This window comes from Candidatus Pelagibacter sp. PS_40, assembly GCF_059417765.1.
The window spans coordinates 664,810-680,770 of record NZ_CM182064.1 but is presented as its reverse complement, the minus strand read 5'-3'; the positions used below and the strand labels follow the sequence as shown (position 1 = coordinate 680,770).

Below are 15,961 nucleotides of genomic sequence, written 5' to 3'. Positions count from 1 at the left end.
TTAATGCTTTATTTTGCTTACGGAAGTAATCTTAATCATTTTCAAATGAAAAGAAGATGCAAGGACAGTGTCTTTTTAAAAAAAATTAATTTAACTAATTTTAAACTAACCTTTAGAAGCAAATATAGAGCTGCTGATATAGAACCTAAAAAAAACTCAATTGTTCCTGGTGCTTTATTTGAAATATCTAAAAGTGATGAAAAAAAATTAGATGTTTATGAAGATTATCCAGTTCTATATAAAAAATATTATTTTACTTATTATGGTAAAAAAGTAATGACCTATACCATGACTAAAAAAACTTTATTTGCATATCCAACAGAACGATATTTAAATGTTGTAAAGAGAGGTTATAAAGATTGTAGTTTAGATAATCGTATTCTTAAAAAAGCATTAAAAGCTTAATAAAAATATTGATATGATTTGTTAACAAAAAGAAGTTGAGTTATAAATAAAAACAGTTAAACAAATGAAAATAGTACATGCCCTCGTGGTGAAATTGGTAGACACAACGGACTTAAAATCCGTGCCTTTTTGGAGTGCCAGTTCGAGTCTGGCCGAGGGCACCACCAAATGAGAGATAAAGTATATTTAGTATTTGATAAAACCAAAGTCTCCCTTAAGATTAAATCAATTCTTATTAAAAAAGTTAAGATTACATCTTTAAGAAAATCCAACATAATAATTGTTCTAGGTGGAGATGGTTTCATGCTTCAAACTTTAAAAAAATTACATAAGTATAAGAAACCTTTCTATGGAATTAATTCTGGAAACTATGGTTTTTTGATGAATAAGTTTTCTAATGAAAACTTTATTAAAAATTTGAATATCTCTAATAGTGTTAAAATTTATCCTCTACAAATGACTGTGACTAATAAAAAAAATCAAACAAAAAAATCAATAGCTATCAATGAGGTATCAATATTAAGACAAAGCAAGCAGGCATCATCAATTTCGATTACTGCTAATAAAAAAAATATTATTAAAAATTTAATCTCTGATGGCGTATTAGTTTCAACACCTGCAGGTAGTACAGCTTATAATTTATCAGCACATGGACCAATTCTAAATTTAGATTCAAGAAAGCTAGCAGTAACTCCGATTAGTCCTTTTAGACCTAGAAGATGGAAGGGTACAATTATTAGTGATAAATCTAAAATTTTAATAAAAAATTTAGATACAAATAAAAGACCTATCAGCGCTGTTGCAGATAATTTTGAGGTTAGAAATGCAAAAACAATTAAAATTCAAGCCAATAAAAAAATTAGCTTTGAATTATTATATGATAAAAATAACAGTCTTCACAAAAAAATAAAGATTGAACAAACGCGTAAAGAAACTTCAAATAATTAAGTGATGGTGCCCCCGCACGGAGTCGAACCGCGGACCTATTGATTACAAATCAATTGCTCTACCAGCTGAGCTACAAGGGCATAAACGATTTCTATTAAGAAATCTTAGACTAATCAAGAATTTTTTTTCAAATAACTTAAATGATGAAACACAATCGCTGCACTATTTGAGATATTTAAGCTTTCTACATCCTTATTTATGTCAATCTTCACAAAAAAATCTGTGTACTTTCCAGTATGTTCTCTCATACCGAAACCTTCAGATCCAAATAAAAGAACATTCTTTCCTTCCCATTTAATTTCTGTAAAGTCTTTTTCTCCTCTTGCATCAAACCCATAAACCCAAAAATTCTTTTCTCTTAAATTTTTAAGTGTTGAATTTATGTTTGATACTTCAAAAATATTAATATGCTCCATGCATCCACTTGCGGCTTTATACATAAGCTTACTATCAGACGGGAATTGTCTTTCTTTAACTATTAATCCATCTATATGAAATGAAGAAGCACTTCTAATTAACGATCCAATATTTCTAGGATCTGTTACTTCATCTATGCAAACAAATGTTAATTCATTTTTTCCTTTTATAAATTCTTTTAAGTCGGGTTGATCGATATGCTCAACTTCTGCAATGTACCCACCGTGCATAATTTGATCTTTAGAGGTATACTTATCTAATTCTTTTTTTGATTTAAAATAGACTTTAACGTCTTCAAGGACATTCTTCTTTGGGTTTTTTCTATGAATATTTTTTTTACTTTCTTCTGTTAAAAAAACTTTTAAAACCTTTCTTTTTGGGTTTCTTAAAGCCTCAATTACAGCATGTTGACCAACGATTAAAAAAGATGATTTATTCATAAAATTATCTTTGTTTTATACGTATTTTCCTCCATTTTCACAGTAAATCTCGTGTTGCAATTGCATAATAAAAATATATAAAACGCATGTTGTTTGAAGCTTTATTGAGCAAGGGGACACTTCCCCAAAAAGGAGGGGTTCCAGAGCGGTCAAATGGGGCGGGCTGTAAACCCGTTGACTTCGGTCTTCGAAAGTTCGAATCTTTCCCCCTCCACCAATCAATAAAATTTTTTATAACAATGGAGTGTTATTCTTGATGTTGTGCGGGTGTAGTTCAATGGTAGAACGCTAGCCTTCCAAGCTGGATGTAAGAGTTCGATTCTCTTTACCCGCTCCAAGAAAAAAAGAAATTATTAATAAAACTAAAACTGAGGTAAAAACGTAATGTCAAAAGAAAAGTTCGTAAGAAATAAACCACACTGTAACATCGGTACAATTGGTCATGTCGACCATGGTAAGACAACATTAACAGCTGCTATCACAATTACATTAGCAGAACTTGGTGGAGGAAAAGCTGTTGCTTACGATCAGATTGATAAAGCCCCTGAAGAAAAAGAAAGAGGGATTACAATTTCAACTGCTCACGTTGAATATGAAACTGAAAAAAGACACTACGCACACGTTGATTGCCCAGGTCACGCTGACTATGTAAAAAACATGATTACCGGTGCAGCTCAAATGGATGGAGCTATCTTAGTGGTTAATGCTGCTGATGGTCCTATGCCTCAAACTAGAGAACACATTCTTTTAGGAAGACAAGTTGGTATTCCTGCAATTGTTGTTTACTTAAATAAAGTAGATCAAGTTGATGATAAAGATATGATTGAACTTGTTGAAGAAGAAATTAGAGAACTTTTAACTTCATACAAATATCCAGGTGATAAAACTCCTATCGTTAAAGGATCTGCATTAGCTGCTGTTGAAGGTAGAGATGAAGAAATTGGAAAAAATTCTATTATAGAATTAATGAAAGCTGTTGATGAATTTATTCCTCAACCAACTAGAGATATTGACAAACCTTTCCTAATGCCTGTTGAGGATGTTTTCTCAATTTCAGGTAGAGGGACTGTTGCAACTGGAAGAATTGAATCTGGTGTTATTAAAACTGGTGAAGAAGTTGAAATCGTAGGGGTTACTGCAACTAAAAAATCAGTTTGTACTGGTGTTGAAATGTTCAGAAAACTTTTAGATTCTGGTGAAGCAGGGGATAACGTTGGTATACTATTAAGAGGTGTTGAACGTGATGACATTCAAAGAGGACAAGTTCTTTGTAAACCTGCTTCAATTACACCACACACTAAATTTGAAGCTCAGGCCTATGTACTTAAAAAAGATGAGGGTGGAAGACACACTCCTTTCTTTACTAAATACAGACCTCAGTTTTACTTTAGAACAACTGATGTAACTGGAGAAGTTACATTACCAGCTGGAACTGAAATGGTTATGCCTGGTGATGACGCTAAATTCACTGTTACATTAATTACTCCAATTGCGATGAGCGAAAAATTAAACTTTGCTATTCGTGAAGGTGGTAGAACAGTTGGAGCTGGAGTAGTAACTAAAATTATAGAGTAAACTCTATAGGAGTGTAGCTCAATTGGTAGAGTGCCGGTCTCCAAAACCGGAGGTTGAGGGTTCGATTCCCTCCGCTCCTGCCAATAAGCTAAACAGTATATTATGAAAAACCCGATAAAATTTATCCAAGAAGTTAAACAAGAAGCCTTTAAAGTTTCTTGGCCTACCGGAAAAGAGACAATGCAAGGTGCATTAATGGTATTTGCTATGGCAGTTATTATGTCTCTTTTCTTTTTGCTTCTTGATCAAGTACTTAAATTTTTATTGGAAGCTTTACTAAAGGTAAGTATTTAATGAAAAATTGGTATATTGTTCAATCACACTCAAATTTTGAGAATAAAGTTGCTGGATTAATTAAGGAAGAAGCTGAAAAAGCAAAAATTTCTGACAAAATTGAAGAAATTGTTGTTCCAACACACGATGTAACAGAAGTAAAAAGAGGAAAGAGAATTCAGAGAAAAAAGAAATACTTTCCTGGTTATGTTTTGATTAAAAGTGAAATGGATAATGATCTTTATCATTTAATTAAAAACTTAAAGCGTGTGAGTGGGTTTTTAGGTTCAAAGGGCATTCCTGTTCCTGTTTCAGATAAAGAAATAGAAAAGATTTTAGGACAAATAAAAGATGGTGTAGCTCAGCCAAAATCTGGTATAGAATACAGCATTGGTGAAAAAGTTCAGGTCGTTGACGGTCCTTTTGCATCATTCAGCGGTATGGTTGAAGATATAGATGAAGAGAAATCAAGACTTAAGGTTTCAGTTTCAATATTTGGAAGACCAACACCAGTTGATTTAGAATATAACCAAGTAGAGAAAGCAAGTTAATGGCAAAAGAAATTAGTGGATATATAAAGTTACAAATTATGGGTGGCCAAGCCAATCCAGCACCGCCAGTTGGTCCTGCGTTAGGTCAACGTGGAATTAATATAATGGAATTTTGTAAAGCTTTTAACGATAAAACAAAAGCATTTGCTGGAAAACCAATTCCAGTAGTTATCACAGTATATAAAGATAAAAAATTTGATTTTGAAATTAAATCACCGCCAGCATCACATTTTATTAAAGAAGCTGCTAAACTTAAAGGTGGATCTAAAGAGCCAGGCAGAAGTATTGCTGGATCAATTACAAAAAAACAAGCAGAAGAAATTGCAACCCAAAAGATGAAAGATCTTAATGCTCACGATCTTGAGCAAGCGGTAAAAATTATTGCAGGATCAGCAAGATCAATGGGGATAGAGGTTAAAGACTAATGCCATCAAAAAGATTTAAACAATTACCTGAAAAAACAAAAGATTTAACTGCTGATGTTATTGAAAATTTATTAGCGAATGTTAAAAAAAATTGTACTACAAAATTTGATGAATCAATTGACTTGAGCTTTCAAGTGAACAACAAACAAAAAAAAGGTGAAGTAAATATTAGAACTGTAGTTAACTTACCTGGTGGAACAGGTAAGAAAGTGAAAGTAGCTGTTGTTTGTGAGGATACAAAAGCCAAAGAAGCTAAAGATGCCGGAGCTGATATAGTTGGTAGCGATGAATTTATTGATAAAATTAAAGCTGGTGAACTTAATTTTGAAAAATTAATTTGTACACCAGGTATGATGGTTAAATTATCTAAGCTTGGAAAAGTTTTAGGTCCAAAAGGATTAATGCCTAACCCAAAATTAGGATCAGTTTCAGAGGACATTAAGCAAGCTGTAACAAATGCTAAATCAGGACAAGCAGAAATTAGAAACGATAAAGATGGAAATATTGGTGTAAGTATAGGCAAGAAATCTTTCCATGATGATCAATTACTTAAAAATTTTCATGCTATTTTAGATACTTTAGAAAAAGAAAAAGGAAACCTAACTTTAAAAGGTGACTTAATAAAAAATACTTTTATAACGTCAAGCATGGGTGTTTCGTATAAAGTTAAATTAGGAAAAGCTATATAGTTATGATGAACAAGGAACAAAAAAAGAATTATATTAGTGAAATGGAAACACATTTTCAGAATAATGAAGCTGTAATGGTAACTCACTACCAAGGACTTACAATGTCTCAACTTGATGAACTTAGAGCGCAAATGAGAGAACATGGCATTAAGTTCACTATAACAAAAAATAGAATTACAAAAATTGCACTAGAAAAAACTAAGTGTAAGGAGCTATCAAATTTATTTACAGGCGCTACTGCAGTTGCTTTTTCTAATGACGCGATAATATCAGCTAGAATTTTATCTAAATTTGCCAAAACAAACGAAAGTTTGAAACTTTTAGGTGGAATTATGGGTAATGAGGTATTAGACCAAGCTGCAGTTCAAAATGTAGCAAATTTACCAACACTTGATGAAGCAAGAGCTAATCTTGTCGGAATTTTGGCTACACCAGCATCAAAATTAGTAAGTATTTTACTTGCACGATCCGAAAAAATGAGTAGTTTGAGCCCAGAAAATTCTTAAAAAACAACCTAAAGAGTAAAAAAAAATATGCCTGATCTAAACAAAATTATTGAAGACTTATCAAGTTTAACTGTCGTTGAAGCAGCTGAACTTTCAAAACAGCTTGAAGAAAAGTGGGGTGTTACTGCTATGGCTGCAGCAGCACCAGCAGCAGCAGCAGGCGGTGCAGCTGAAGAAGCAAAAGATGATTTTACAATCATGTTAATTTCTGCAGGTGATAAAAAAATTAATGTTATTAAAGAAGTTAGAGCAGCAACATCTTTAGGTCTTAAAGAAGCAAAAGATTTAGTTGAGGGTGCACCAAAAGAAGTTAAGTCTGGTGTAAACAAAAAAGATGCTGAAGAGATCAAGGCTAAGTTGGAAGCAGCTGGCGCAAAAGTAGAACTTAAATAAATTAATTAGAAAGATTTCATAACTGGTTAATTTATTAATCAGTGATTAGTAATAAATGCAATTATCTTTTACTCAAAAGAAAAATGTAAGAAAAAGCTTTGGAAAGCTTGCGGAAACTTTATCTATTCCAAATTTAATTGAAGTTCAAAAAAATTCATACAAACAACTTACTGATTTTGACAGTGAAGCTGGAGATTTATCAAAAGGATTTGATAGAGTTTTTAAAAGTATTTTTCCGATAGAAGATTTAAATGATAAAGCCACATTAGAATACGTTTCTTATAGACTTGAAAAACCAAAATTTGATACTGAAGAATGTATTCAAAGAGGATTATCTTTTACGTCAGCACTAAAATGTACTTTAAGATTGGTTGTTTACGAAATTGACCAAGAAAACAATACTAAAGATATTTTATCTGCCAAAGAGCAGGAAGTTTATATGGGTGAAGTACCTATGATGACTGATAGTGGAACTTTTATAACAAACGGTGTTCAAAGAGTTGTTGTAAACCAAATGCACAGAAGTCCGGGTGTTTTCTTTGATCATGATAAAGGCAAATCACATGCAAGTGGTAAATTATTATTTAATTGTAGAGTTATTCCTAACAGAGGATCTTGGTTAGATTTAGAATACGATGTTAAAGATTTTTTATATTTCAAGATTGATAGAAAGAAAAAAATATTTGCTTCAACTCTTTTGATGGCTTTAGGTTTAACTAAATCAGAAATAGCGGATGAGTTTTATGATAAAGACACTTATTCATTTGATGCAAAAACAGGTAAATGGAAAACAAAATTTAATCCTGAAAATTACAAAGCAAAAAATTTTTCTGAAGAAGTTACTGATGCTAAAACAGGAAATGTTGTAATTAAGCTTGGTGATAAAATTAATTTTTTAAATGCTAAAAAGTTAGCTTCAGATGGGCTTAAAGACATTCTTGTATCTCAAGAGTCTTTAATTGGAAAATATTTGCATAATGAAGTTAAAGTTAGTGATGATGAAGAAGAAGGTATTTTTGGAATAGGTACAGAGTTAAATGATACCATTATTAAGCAAATTTTAGAGGCTAACATTAGCTCAATTGAAATTTCTATTACTAATTCTATTAATAAAGGACCTTATTTATTAACAACTATCTTAAATGATAAAAATAATTCAAAAAATGATGCAATTACTGAAATTTACAAGGTTTTAAGACCAGGTGAACCGCCAACAGTTGAGATTGCTACACAGATATTTAATAACCTGTTCTTTAGTTCAGATAGATACGATCTTTCTGATGTTGGTAGAGTTAAGATGAACTCGAGACTGAACCTTGAGTGTTCTGATAAAATTACAATTTTAAGAAATGACGACATAATTGCTATCGTTCATAAAATGTTAGATTTAAGAGATGGTAAAGATGAAGTTGATGATATTGATCACTTAGGTAACAGAAGAGTAAGATCTGTTGGCGAACTTGTTGAAAACCAAGCGCGTATTGGTGTTTACAGAATGGAAAGAGCGATTAAAGAAAAAATGACAACTCTTGATATTGAATCAGCAATGCCACAAGATTTGATTAATGCGAAACCATTAACAGTTTCTCTTAAAGATTTTTTTGTAAGTTCACAACTTTCTCAATTTATGGATCAAACAAATCCATTATCAGAAATTACACACAAAAGAAGAGTTTCAGCTTTAGGACCAGGTGGGTTAACTAGAGAAAGAGCTGGGTTTGAGGTACGTGACGTTCATCCAACTCACTACGGAAGAATTTGTCCAATTGAAACACCTGAAGGACCGAACATTGGTTTGATTAATAGCTTATCTACTTATGCTAAAATTAATAAGTATGGTTTTATTGAAAGTCCTTATAAAAAAGTTTTAAACGGTGTAGTTCAAGATAAAGTTGAATATCTTTCAGCGATGGAAGAAACAAAATATACAATTGCTCAAGCTAATGCAAAAATAGATAAATCTGGAAAAATTTTAGAAGAACTTGTTCCTTGTAGAGAAAATTTAAACTTCGTTTTATCAAATCCAAGTAAAATTGATTATATTGATGTTTCACCTAAACAGTTAGTTTCTGTTGCAGCCTCTCTAATCCCTTTCTTAGAAAATGATGATGCGAACAGAGCTCTAATGGGATCTAACATGATGAGACAAGCGGTTCCTTTATTAAAACCAGAATCTCCTTTAGTTGGTACTGGAATTGAAAGTGATGTTGCTCTTGATTCAGGTGTAACTATTGTTGCTAGTCGTGATGGTACAGTTGATAAAATTGATGGAAAAAGAATTGTAATCAAAGCAACAGAAGAAACAGATTTCACTAAATCAGGTGTGGATATTTATAACCTGCAAAAATTTAAAAGATCAAACCAAAATACATGTATAAACCAGAAACCACTTGTTAGAGTAGGTGATAAAGTTAAATCAGGAGATATTATTGCTGACGGACCATCTACTAAACTAGGTGAGCTAGCACTTGGAAAAAATGTGACAGTAGCATTTATGCCTTGGCAAGGTTACAATTTTGAAGACTCTATTTTAATTTCAGAAAGATGTGTCACGGATGATGTATTTACATCAGTTCATATTGTTGAATATGAAGTTATGGCTAGAGATACAAAATTGGGTGAAGAAGAAATCACTAGAGATATTCCAAATGTAAATGAAGAAGCCCTAAAAAACCTTGATGAATCTGGAATTGTTTATATTGGCGCTGAAGTAAAAGCTGGCGATATATTAGTTGGTAAAGTTACACCTAAAGGAGATTCAGCATCTGGACCTGAGGAAAAATTATTAAGATCTATTTTTGGTGAAAAAGCAATCGATGTAACTGACACATCATTAAAAATGTCTCGAGGAAGCAGTGGAACGGTTGTTGATGTTAGAGTATTCAATAGACATGGTATAGAAAAAGATGAAAGATCTATTACAATTGAAAGAGCAGAAATTGATACTGTTCAACAAGACAAAATTGTAGAGGAAGAAATTCTAGAAAGAAGCATAAAACAAAGAGCTAATCAAATCTTATCAGGAGCTTCTTTAACTAAAAAAATAAAAGATTTAGACGAAGGTACCAAACTTGATCTTGAGACAATTAATAAAATTAATATTAACGATGTATTCAAAATAACAGTAGGCAATGTTAATGATGAAGCGAGTATTGCTCAATTAAAAGATCAATACAATCAAGCAAAACAAGATATTCAAGAAAGATTTGAAGATAAGGTTTTAAAAATTAGAAGTGGAGATGATTTATTACCAAGTGTTATGAAAATGGTAAAAGTTTTCGTTGCGATTAAAAGAAGATTAAGACCAGGTGATAAGATGTCAGGTAGACACGGAAACAAGGGTGTAGTCAGTAAAATTGTCCCTGTTGAAGATATGCCTTATAGAGAAGATGGAAGACCTGTTGACATTGTATTAAATCCACTTGGAGTTCCAAGTCGTATGAATGTTGGTCAAATCTTGGAAACTCACCTTGGTTGGGCTTGTAAAGAATTTGGTGAAGAAGTTAAAAGATTAGTTAATGAAAATAATAAAAAATTTGAAAAAACTGAAAAAATTTCATCATTCCTAAAATCTGTTTATGGTAAAGAAGTGTTTGATGGGGGAATTGACAAATTAAACAAAACTGAATTTTCAGATTTATGTGAAAACTTACAAAATGGTATAGCTATTTCAACTCCAGTATTTGATGGAGCTAAAGAAAAAGATGTTTCTGAAATGCTTGAGTTAGCAAAATTACCTACTTCAGGTCAAACTAATTTATGGGATGGTAGAACAGGCGAAATGTTTGATAGACCTGTAACCGTTGGTATTATTTATATGCTTAAACTGCATCACTTGGTTGAGGATAAAATTCACGCAAGATCTACTGGTCCTTATAGTCTTGTTACACAGCAGCCATTGGGTGGTAAAGCACAACTTGGTGGACAAAGATTTGGTGAAATGGAAGTGTGGGCTCTTGAAGCGTATGGAGCTTCGTACACATTACAAGAAATTTTAACAGTCAAGTCAGATGACGTTGCCGGAAGAGTTAAAGTTTATGAAACGATTGTTAAAGGTGAAGAAAATTTTGAGTCTGGAATTCCAGAGTCATTCAACGTTCTAGTTAAAGAAATTAAATCATTAGCACTAAACATAGAGTTAAATTAAATATGAAAAAAGAATTAACAGATTTATTTAAAAATAGTGAAGTTTCTGAAGCACAAAATTTTAATAGCATTAAAATTACTTTAGCTAGCCCTGAAAAAATTAAATCTTGGACATATGGTGAAATTAAAAAACCTGAAACTATTAACTATAGAACTTTTAGACCAGAAAAAGATGGTTTGTTTTGTGCTAGAATTTTTGGACCGATAAAAGATTACGAATGTTTGTGCGGTAAGTACAAGCGTATGAAGTTTAGAGGTATTATTTGTGAAAAATGTGGAGTTGAAGTTACAAAATCCAATGTAAGAAGAGAGAGAATGGGTCACATAAACCTTGCAACTCCCGTTGCACACATTTGGTTTTTAAAATCTTTACCTAGTAGAATTTCACTAGCCGTTGATATGAAGTTAAAAGAAGTTGAAAGAGTTCTTTATTTCGAAAACTTCATAGTTATTGAGCCTGGTTTAACTGGTCTTCAAAAAAATCAATTACTTAACGAAGAAGAATTAGCAAAATACCAAGACGAGTTTGGTGAAGAATCATTTGAAGCTGGTATTGGAGCTGAAGCAATTTTATCTATTCTTAAATCAATGGATCTTGAGCTTGAAAGAAAGCTTTTAATTAATACAATTAAAGAAACAAAATCAAAAGTTAATGAAGAAAGATCAATTAAAAGACTTAAATTGATTGAGTCATTTATTGAAACTGGTCAAAAGCCAGAATGGATGATTTTAACTGTAATACCAGTTATACCACCTGAATTAAGACCTTTAGTTCCATTAGATGGTGGAAGATTTGCTACATCAGATCTTAATGATCTTTATAGAAGAGTTATAAACAGAAATAATCGTCTTAAGAGATTAATGGATTTAAAAGCTCCTGATATCATTGTTAGAAATGAGAAAAGAATGCTTCAAGAATCTGTTGATGCATTATTTGATAATGGTCGTAGAGGAAGAGTAATTACTGGAACCGGTAAACGTCCACTTAAATCTTTAGCAGAGATGCTTAAAGGTAAACAAGGTAGATTTAGACAAAACTTACTAGGAAAAAGAGTAGATTATTCAGGAAGATCTGTAATCGTTGTAGGGCCAGACCTTAAATTACATGAATGTGGTTTACCTAAGAAGATGGCTTTAGAATTATTTAAACCATTCTTGTATGCTAGATTAAATAAACTAGGATTAGCTTCTACAATCAAACAAGCAAAAAAATTAGTAGAAAAAGAAACTAATGCTGTTTGGGATGCATTAGAACTTATTGTAAGAGAACACCCAGTTTTATTAAACCGTGCACCAACACTTCACAGACTTGGAGTTCAAGCTTTTGAACCTAAGTTAATTGAAGGAGATGCAATTGAACTTCATCCTTTATGTTGTGCGGCCTTTAATGCTGACTTTGATGGTGACCAAATGGCAGTTCACGTACCTCTAAGTTTAGAAGCTCAACTAGAAGCAAGAATTTTAATGCTATCAACAAATAACATTTTAAGTCCATCAAACGGTAAACCTATAATAGTACCGAGTCAGGATATGATCTTAGGTCTTTACTATTTATCTCAAGCGCCTTTTCAAACTGAAAAACCAGATGGTTACTTCATAAATAATGATGAAATTGAACATGCACTATCTACAGGTCAAATAAAAGTTCACTCTACTATTGTTTCTAGATTTGAAACATTAGATGAGAAGGGCAACAAAAGAGTTGAAAAACACACTACGACTGCTGGAAGATTCTTATTAGCTAACTTACTTCCAAAACATAAAGATATTACTTTTTCAATGATTGATAGATTGCTTCCTAAAAAAACTGTTTCAGAAATTATCGATAGTGTTTTTAGATTTTGTGGTCAGAAAACTACAGTTATATTTTGTGACCATTTAAAAGATTTAGGTTTCAAGCACGCATTTAAAGCAGGTATTTCTTTTGGTAAAGATGATTTAGTTATTCCTGCAAACAAAGGACAACTAATTGAAGATACTAAAAAATTAATTGCAGATTATGAAAATCAATATTCAGAAGGTTTAATTACTAGAGGTGAAAAATATAACAAAGTTGTTGATGCTTGGTCAAAATGTACAGATAAAGTTGCTGGTGAAATGATGAGAGGTATTTCAGCTACAGAAAGTACTCCTGATGGCATGAAGATTAACTCAGTATTTATGATGGCAGATAGTGGAGCTAGAGGTTCAGCTGCGCAAATGAAACAGTTGGCTGGTATGAGAGGTCTTATTGCAAAACCATCTGGTGAAATTATCGAAACTCCAATTATTTCTAACTTCAAAGAAGGTTTAACTGCCCTAGAATATTTTAATTCAACACACGGAGCCAGAAAAGGTTTAGCTGATACAGCCCTGAAAACTGCAAGCTCGGGTTATTTAACAAGAAGACTTTGTGACGTAGCTCAAGATCTTACTATATCTAAAATTAAGTGTGATAATCCAGGGTTTATTGAATTAGCAGAAATTTTGGAAGGTGGAAATGTTGTTGTTAGTTTATCAGAAAGAGCACTTGGTAGAGTTACAGCTTTCGATGTAAAAAATCCAATCACTGGCGAAGTAGTTATTAAAAAAGAAACAATGATTGATGAAGCTGGTTGCGATAAAATTGATGCAGCTGGTGTTAAATTTATTAAAGCTTATTCAGTTATGACTTGTAGCTCTAAACTTGGTGTTTGTGCTACTTGTTATGGAAGAGATTTATCTAGAGGAAAAATGGTTCATGTTGGTGAAGCAATTGGTATGATTTCAGCTCAATCAATTGGTGAACCTGGTACTCAGTTAACAATGAGAACCTTCCACGTTGGTGGTACTGCTTCTGTTAAGCAAGAATCTCAGATTGTAACAAAAACAGCTGGAACTTTAAAAATTATAAACTCTAACCTATTAGAAGATTCTAAGAAAAATTTAATTGTAATGGGAAGAAATACACAATTATCAATTGAAGATAATAATGGAGTTCAAGTTGCTGTTTACAAAGTTGCTTATGGATCAAAATTATTTTTCCAGAATGGTGATAAAGTTAAAGCAAATGAAAAAATTTGTGAATGGGATCCTTATACAACTCCAGTTATCGCAGAGAAAAGTGGTATAGCTGGCTATGTAGATTTAATTGATGGTGTTTCAATTCAAGAAACAACTGATGATGCAACAGGAATTTCATCTAAATCTGTTATTGATTGGAGAGCTCAATCTAAAAACACAGATTTAAAACCAAGAATTACTTTAAGAGATGATAAAGGAAATGTTATTAAAAAAGCTGACGATAATGAAGCCAGATATTATTTAGTTCCAGATTCAATTCTTTCAGTGAAAGATGGTCAAAAAATATTTGCTGGTGATATAATAGCTAGACTTCCAAAGGAAACTACTAAAACAAAAGATATTACTGGAGGATTGCCTCGTGTTGCAGAATTATTTGAAGCTAGAAAAGCAAAAGATAGTGCAATAATTGCAGAAAATGATGGCCAAGTTTTATTTGGTAAAGAAGTTAGAGGAAAACAAAGAATTTCCATACAACCAGATAATGGTGAACCTTCAAATTATCTAATTCCAAAAGGTAAACATATTAATTTTAACCAAGGTGAAAAAATAAAAAAAGGTGAGTATCTTTTAGATGGACAACCGTTGCCACATGATATTTTAAGAATACTTGGTATAAAAGATTTAACAGAATACTTTGTTAACCAAGTACAAGAAGTTTATAGGTTACAAGGTGTAATTATTAACGACAAACATATCGAAACGATATTAAGACAAATGCTTAAAAAAGTTGAAATCAAAGAGTCTGGCGACTCGTCTTACTTACCAGGTGAAATGATTGACAGAATTAAGTTTGATAATACAAATGAAAAACTAGTTGCTGAAGGAAAGAATCCAGCATCTGGTGAAAGAGTTTTAATGGGTATTACTAAAGCTTCACTTCAAACTGAGTCATTTATTTCTGCTGCTTCATTCCAAGAAACTACTAGAGTTTTAACTGATGCTGCGATTAAAGGTAAAGTCGACCCATTAAATGGCTTAAAAGAGAACGTTATTGTAGGTAGATTAGTTCCAGCTGGAACAGGTCACATTAAGAACAAATGGAATAAGAATGCCATTGATGCCGATAATAAATTCTTAGCTGAGCAAGAGAAAATTGAGCCTTTAGAGACTACAGAAACTCCAGCAAATTAATAAAAAAAACACGTTTAACTTGTAGTTTTAGTTTGACAATCAGAGATTTAATAGTATTTTGACGCTGTTTTTGGTTGGAATGTAGTACCTACTTTACGGAACTAAACGCTGCCACAAAATAACCTGTCAGTTATTTTCACTCAAAAATATATTAATTAATTAAAAAAATTTATGCCAACTATTAACCAGTTGTTAAGAAAAAAAAGAATTAAACCTGTTGCTAGGAATAAAGTTCCTGCACTTCAAAAACAACCTTTGAAGAGAGGTGTTTGTGTAAAAGTTTATACAACAACTCCTAAAAAACCCAACTCAGCATTAAGAAAAGTTGCTAGAGTTAGACTATCTAATGGTTTTGAAGTTACAGCTTATATTGGTGGTGAAGGTCATAATTTACAAGAACACTCAGTTGTTTTAATTAGGGGCGGTCGTGTAAAAGATTTACCTGGTGTTCGTTATCATATCCTTAGAGGAAACCTAGACACACAAGGTGTTGCAAATAGAAAGAAACGTAGATCTTTGTATGGAACTAAAAAAGGTAAATAATTATGTCTAGAAAAAAAACACAACCCAAAAAAGTTGTTACTCCAGACCCAATATTTAATTCTACAATAATCCCTAAATTAATTAACTCAATAATGTACGACGGCAAAAAAGTAGTTGCTGAAAAAATTGTCTATGAAGCTATAGAAAAAATAAAATCAAAAACAAAAGAAGAGCCCATTAATGTTTTTAATGAAGCGATAAATAATATTAAACCCACTGTAGAAGTTAGATCACGTAGAGTAGGTGGCGCAACTTATCAAGTTCCTGTTGAAGTTAAAACTAAACGTGCACAAGCACTAGCAATTAGATGGTTAGTTGATGCTTCTAGAAAAAGAAAAGACAAACATATGTCAGATAAAATTTTTAACGAACTGTATGATGCTTATGAAAAAAAAGGTTCTGCAGTTAAAAAAAGAGAAGATGTACATAAAATGGCAGAATCAAATAAAGCTTTTGCTCATTTTAGGTGGTAATAAA

The 15,961-nt window shown here is 32.0% G+C and carries 14 protein-coding genes and 5 tRNA genes; 17 read left to right on the top strand and 2 right to left on the bottom strand.

The window, feature by feature from the left end; translation table 11 throughout:
• Positions 1-3: 3 nt before the first annotated feature.
• The 3 genes from AC5SLW_RS03625 to AC5SLW_RS03615 all read left to right on the top strand — a co-directional run bounded on the left by AC5SLW_RS03625 (position 4) and on the right by AC5SLW_RS03615 (position 1,353).
• Positions 4-405 carry a gamma-glutamylcyclotransferase family protein gene (locus tag AC5SLW_RS03625; protein WP_494574575.1) on the top strand — a complete coding sequence of 134 codons (402 nt, stop codon included), beginning with the start codon at positions 4-6 and terminating at the stop codon, positions 403-405.
• A gap of 79 nt (positions 406-484) precedes the next feature.
• Positions 485-569: transfer RNA gene (locus AC5SLW_RS03620), tRNA-Leu, on the top strand.
• A gap of 4 nt (positions 570-573) precedes the next feature.
• A complete protein-coding gene (locus AC5SLW_RS03615; RefSeq protein ID WP_494574573.1) occupies positions 574-1,353 on the top strand; it encodes an NAD kinase in 780 nt (259 codons plus the stop codon).
• 4 nt (positions 1,354-1,357) lie between these two features.
• On the opposite strand, the gene AC5SLW_RS03610 is transcribed toward AC5SLW_RS03615, so the two are convergent.
• A tRNA-Thr gene (locus tag AC5SLW_RS03610) sits at positions 1,358-1,433 on the bottom strand.
• Positions 1,434-1,466: 33 nt separating this feature from the next.
• A complete protein-coding gene (gene rlmB, locus AC5SLW_RS03605) occupies positions 1,467-2,210 on the bottom strand; it encodes a 23S rRNA (guanosine(2251)-2'-O)-methyltransferase RlmB (RefSeq protein ID WP_006996797.1) in 744 nt (247 codons plus the stop codon).
• 131 nt (positions 2,211-2,341) lie between these two features.
• Here rlmB and AC5SLW_RS03600 point away from each other — a divergent pair.
• The 14 genes from AC5SLW_RS03600 to rpsG all read left to right on the top strand — a co-directional run bounded on the left by AC5SLW_RS03600 (position 2,342) and on the right by rpsG (position 15,957).
• Positions 2,342-2,427 (top strand) — tRNA-Tyr (locus AC5SLW_RS03600).
• A 46-nt stretch (positions 2,428-2,473) separates the two neighbouring features.
• A tRNA-Gly gene (locus AC5SLW_RS03595) sits at positions 2,474-2,547 on the top strand.
• Positions 2,548-2,594: 47 nt separating this feature from the next.
• A complete protein-coding gene (gene tuf / locus AC5SLW_RS03590; RefSeq protein ID WP_006996798.1) occupies positions 2,595-3,785 on the top strand; it encodes an elongation factor Tu in 1,191 nt (396 codons plus the stop codon).
• A 7-nt stretch (positions 3,786-3,792) separates the two neighbouring features.
• Positions 3,793-3,868: transfer RNA gene (locus tag AC5SLW_RS03585), tRNA-Trp, on the top strand.
• A 19-nt stretch (positions 3,869-3,887) separates the two neighbouring features.
• Positions 3,888-4,079 (top strand): preprotein translocase subunit SecE, encoded by a 192-nt coding sequence (secE, locus tag AC5SLW_RS03580; protein ID WP_006996799.1) that lies wholly within the window; start codon positions 3,888-3,890, stop codon positions 4,077-4,079.
• The gene (gene nusG / locus AC5SLW_RS03575) at positions 4,079-4,609 is read left to right on the top strand and encodes a transcription termination/antitermination protein NusG (protein ID WP_006996800.1); all 531 of its coding nucleotides are present in this window, start codon (positions 4,079-4,081) and stop codon (positions 4,607-4,609) included. Before secE ends, nusG begins: the two co-directional genes overlap by 1 nt.
• A complete protein-coding gene (rplK, locus tag AC5SLW_RS03570; RefSeq protein ID WP_006996801.1) occupies positions 4,609-5,034 on the top strand; it encodes a 50S ribosomal protein L11 in 426 nt (141 codons plus the stop codon). The genes nusG and rplK overlap by 1 nt, the downstream gene beginning before the upstream one ends.
• Entirely contained in the window at positions 5,034-5,723 is a 690-nt protein-coding gene (gene rplA / locus AC5SLW_RS03565) for a 50S ribosomal protein L1 (RefSeq protein WP_494574570.1), read from the top strand. The genes rplK and rplA overlap by 1 nt, the downstream gene beginning before the upstream one ends.
• A gap of 5 nt (positions 5,724-5,728) precedes the next feature.
• Complete coding sequence (gene rplJ, locus AC5SLW_RS03560; RefSeq protein ID WP_494574568.1) at positions 5,729-6,229, top strand: 50S ribosomal protein L10; 501 nt, start codon at positions 5,729-5,731, stop codon at positions 6,227-6,229.
• A gap of 27 nt (positions 6,230-6,256) precedes the next feature.
• Positions 6,257-6,622 (top strand): 50S ribosomal protein L7/L12, encoded by a 366-nt coding sequence (gene rplL / locus AC5SLW_RS03555; RefSeq protein ID WP_006996804.1) that lies wholly within the window; start codon positions 6,257-6,259, stop codon positions 6,620-6,622.
• 55 nt (positions 6,623-6,677) lie between these two features.
• Positions 6,678-10,769: a DNA-directed RNA polymerase subunit beta gene (rpoB, locus tag AC5SLW_RS03550; protein ID WP_494574566.1), complete on the top strand. Its 4,092-nt coding sequence runs from the start codon at positions 6,678-6,680 to the stop codon at positions 10,767-10,769.
• A gap of 2 nt (positions 10,770-10,771) precedes the next feature.
• A complete protein-coding gene (gene rpoC, locus AC5SLW_RS03545; protein ID WP_011282158.1) occupies positions 10,772-14,941 on the top strand; it encodes a DNA-directed RNA polymerase subunit beta' in 4,170 nt (1,389 codons plus the stop codon).
• A 171-nt stretch (positions 14,942-15,112) separates the two neighbouring features.
• Complete coding sequence (gene rpsL / locus AC5SLW_RS03540) at positions 15,113-15,484, top strand: 30S ribosomal protein S12 (protein WP_006996807.1); 372 nt, start codon at positions 15,113-15,115, stop codon at positions 15,482-15,484.
• A gap of 2 nt (positions 15,485-15,486) precedes the next feature.
• Complete coding sequence (gene rpsG, locus AC5SLW_RS03535; RefSeq protein ID WP_006996808.1) at positions 15,487-15,957, top strand: 30S ribosomal protein S7; 471 nt, start codon at positions 15,487-15,489, stop codon at positions 15,955-15,957.
• Positions 15,958-15,961: the final 4 nt, after the last annotated feature.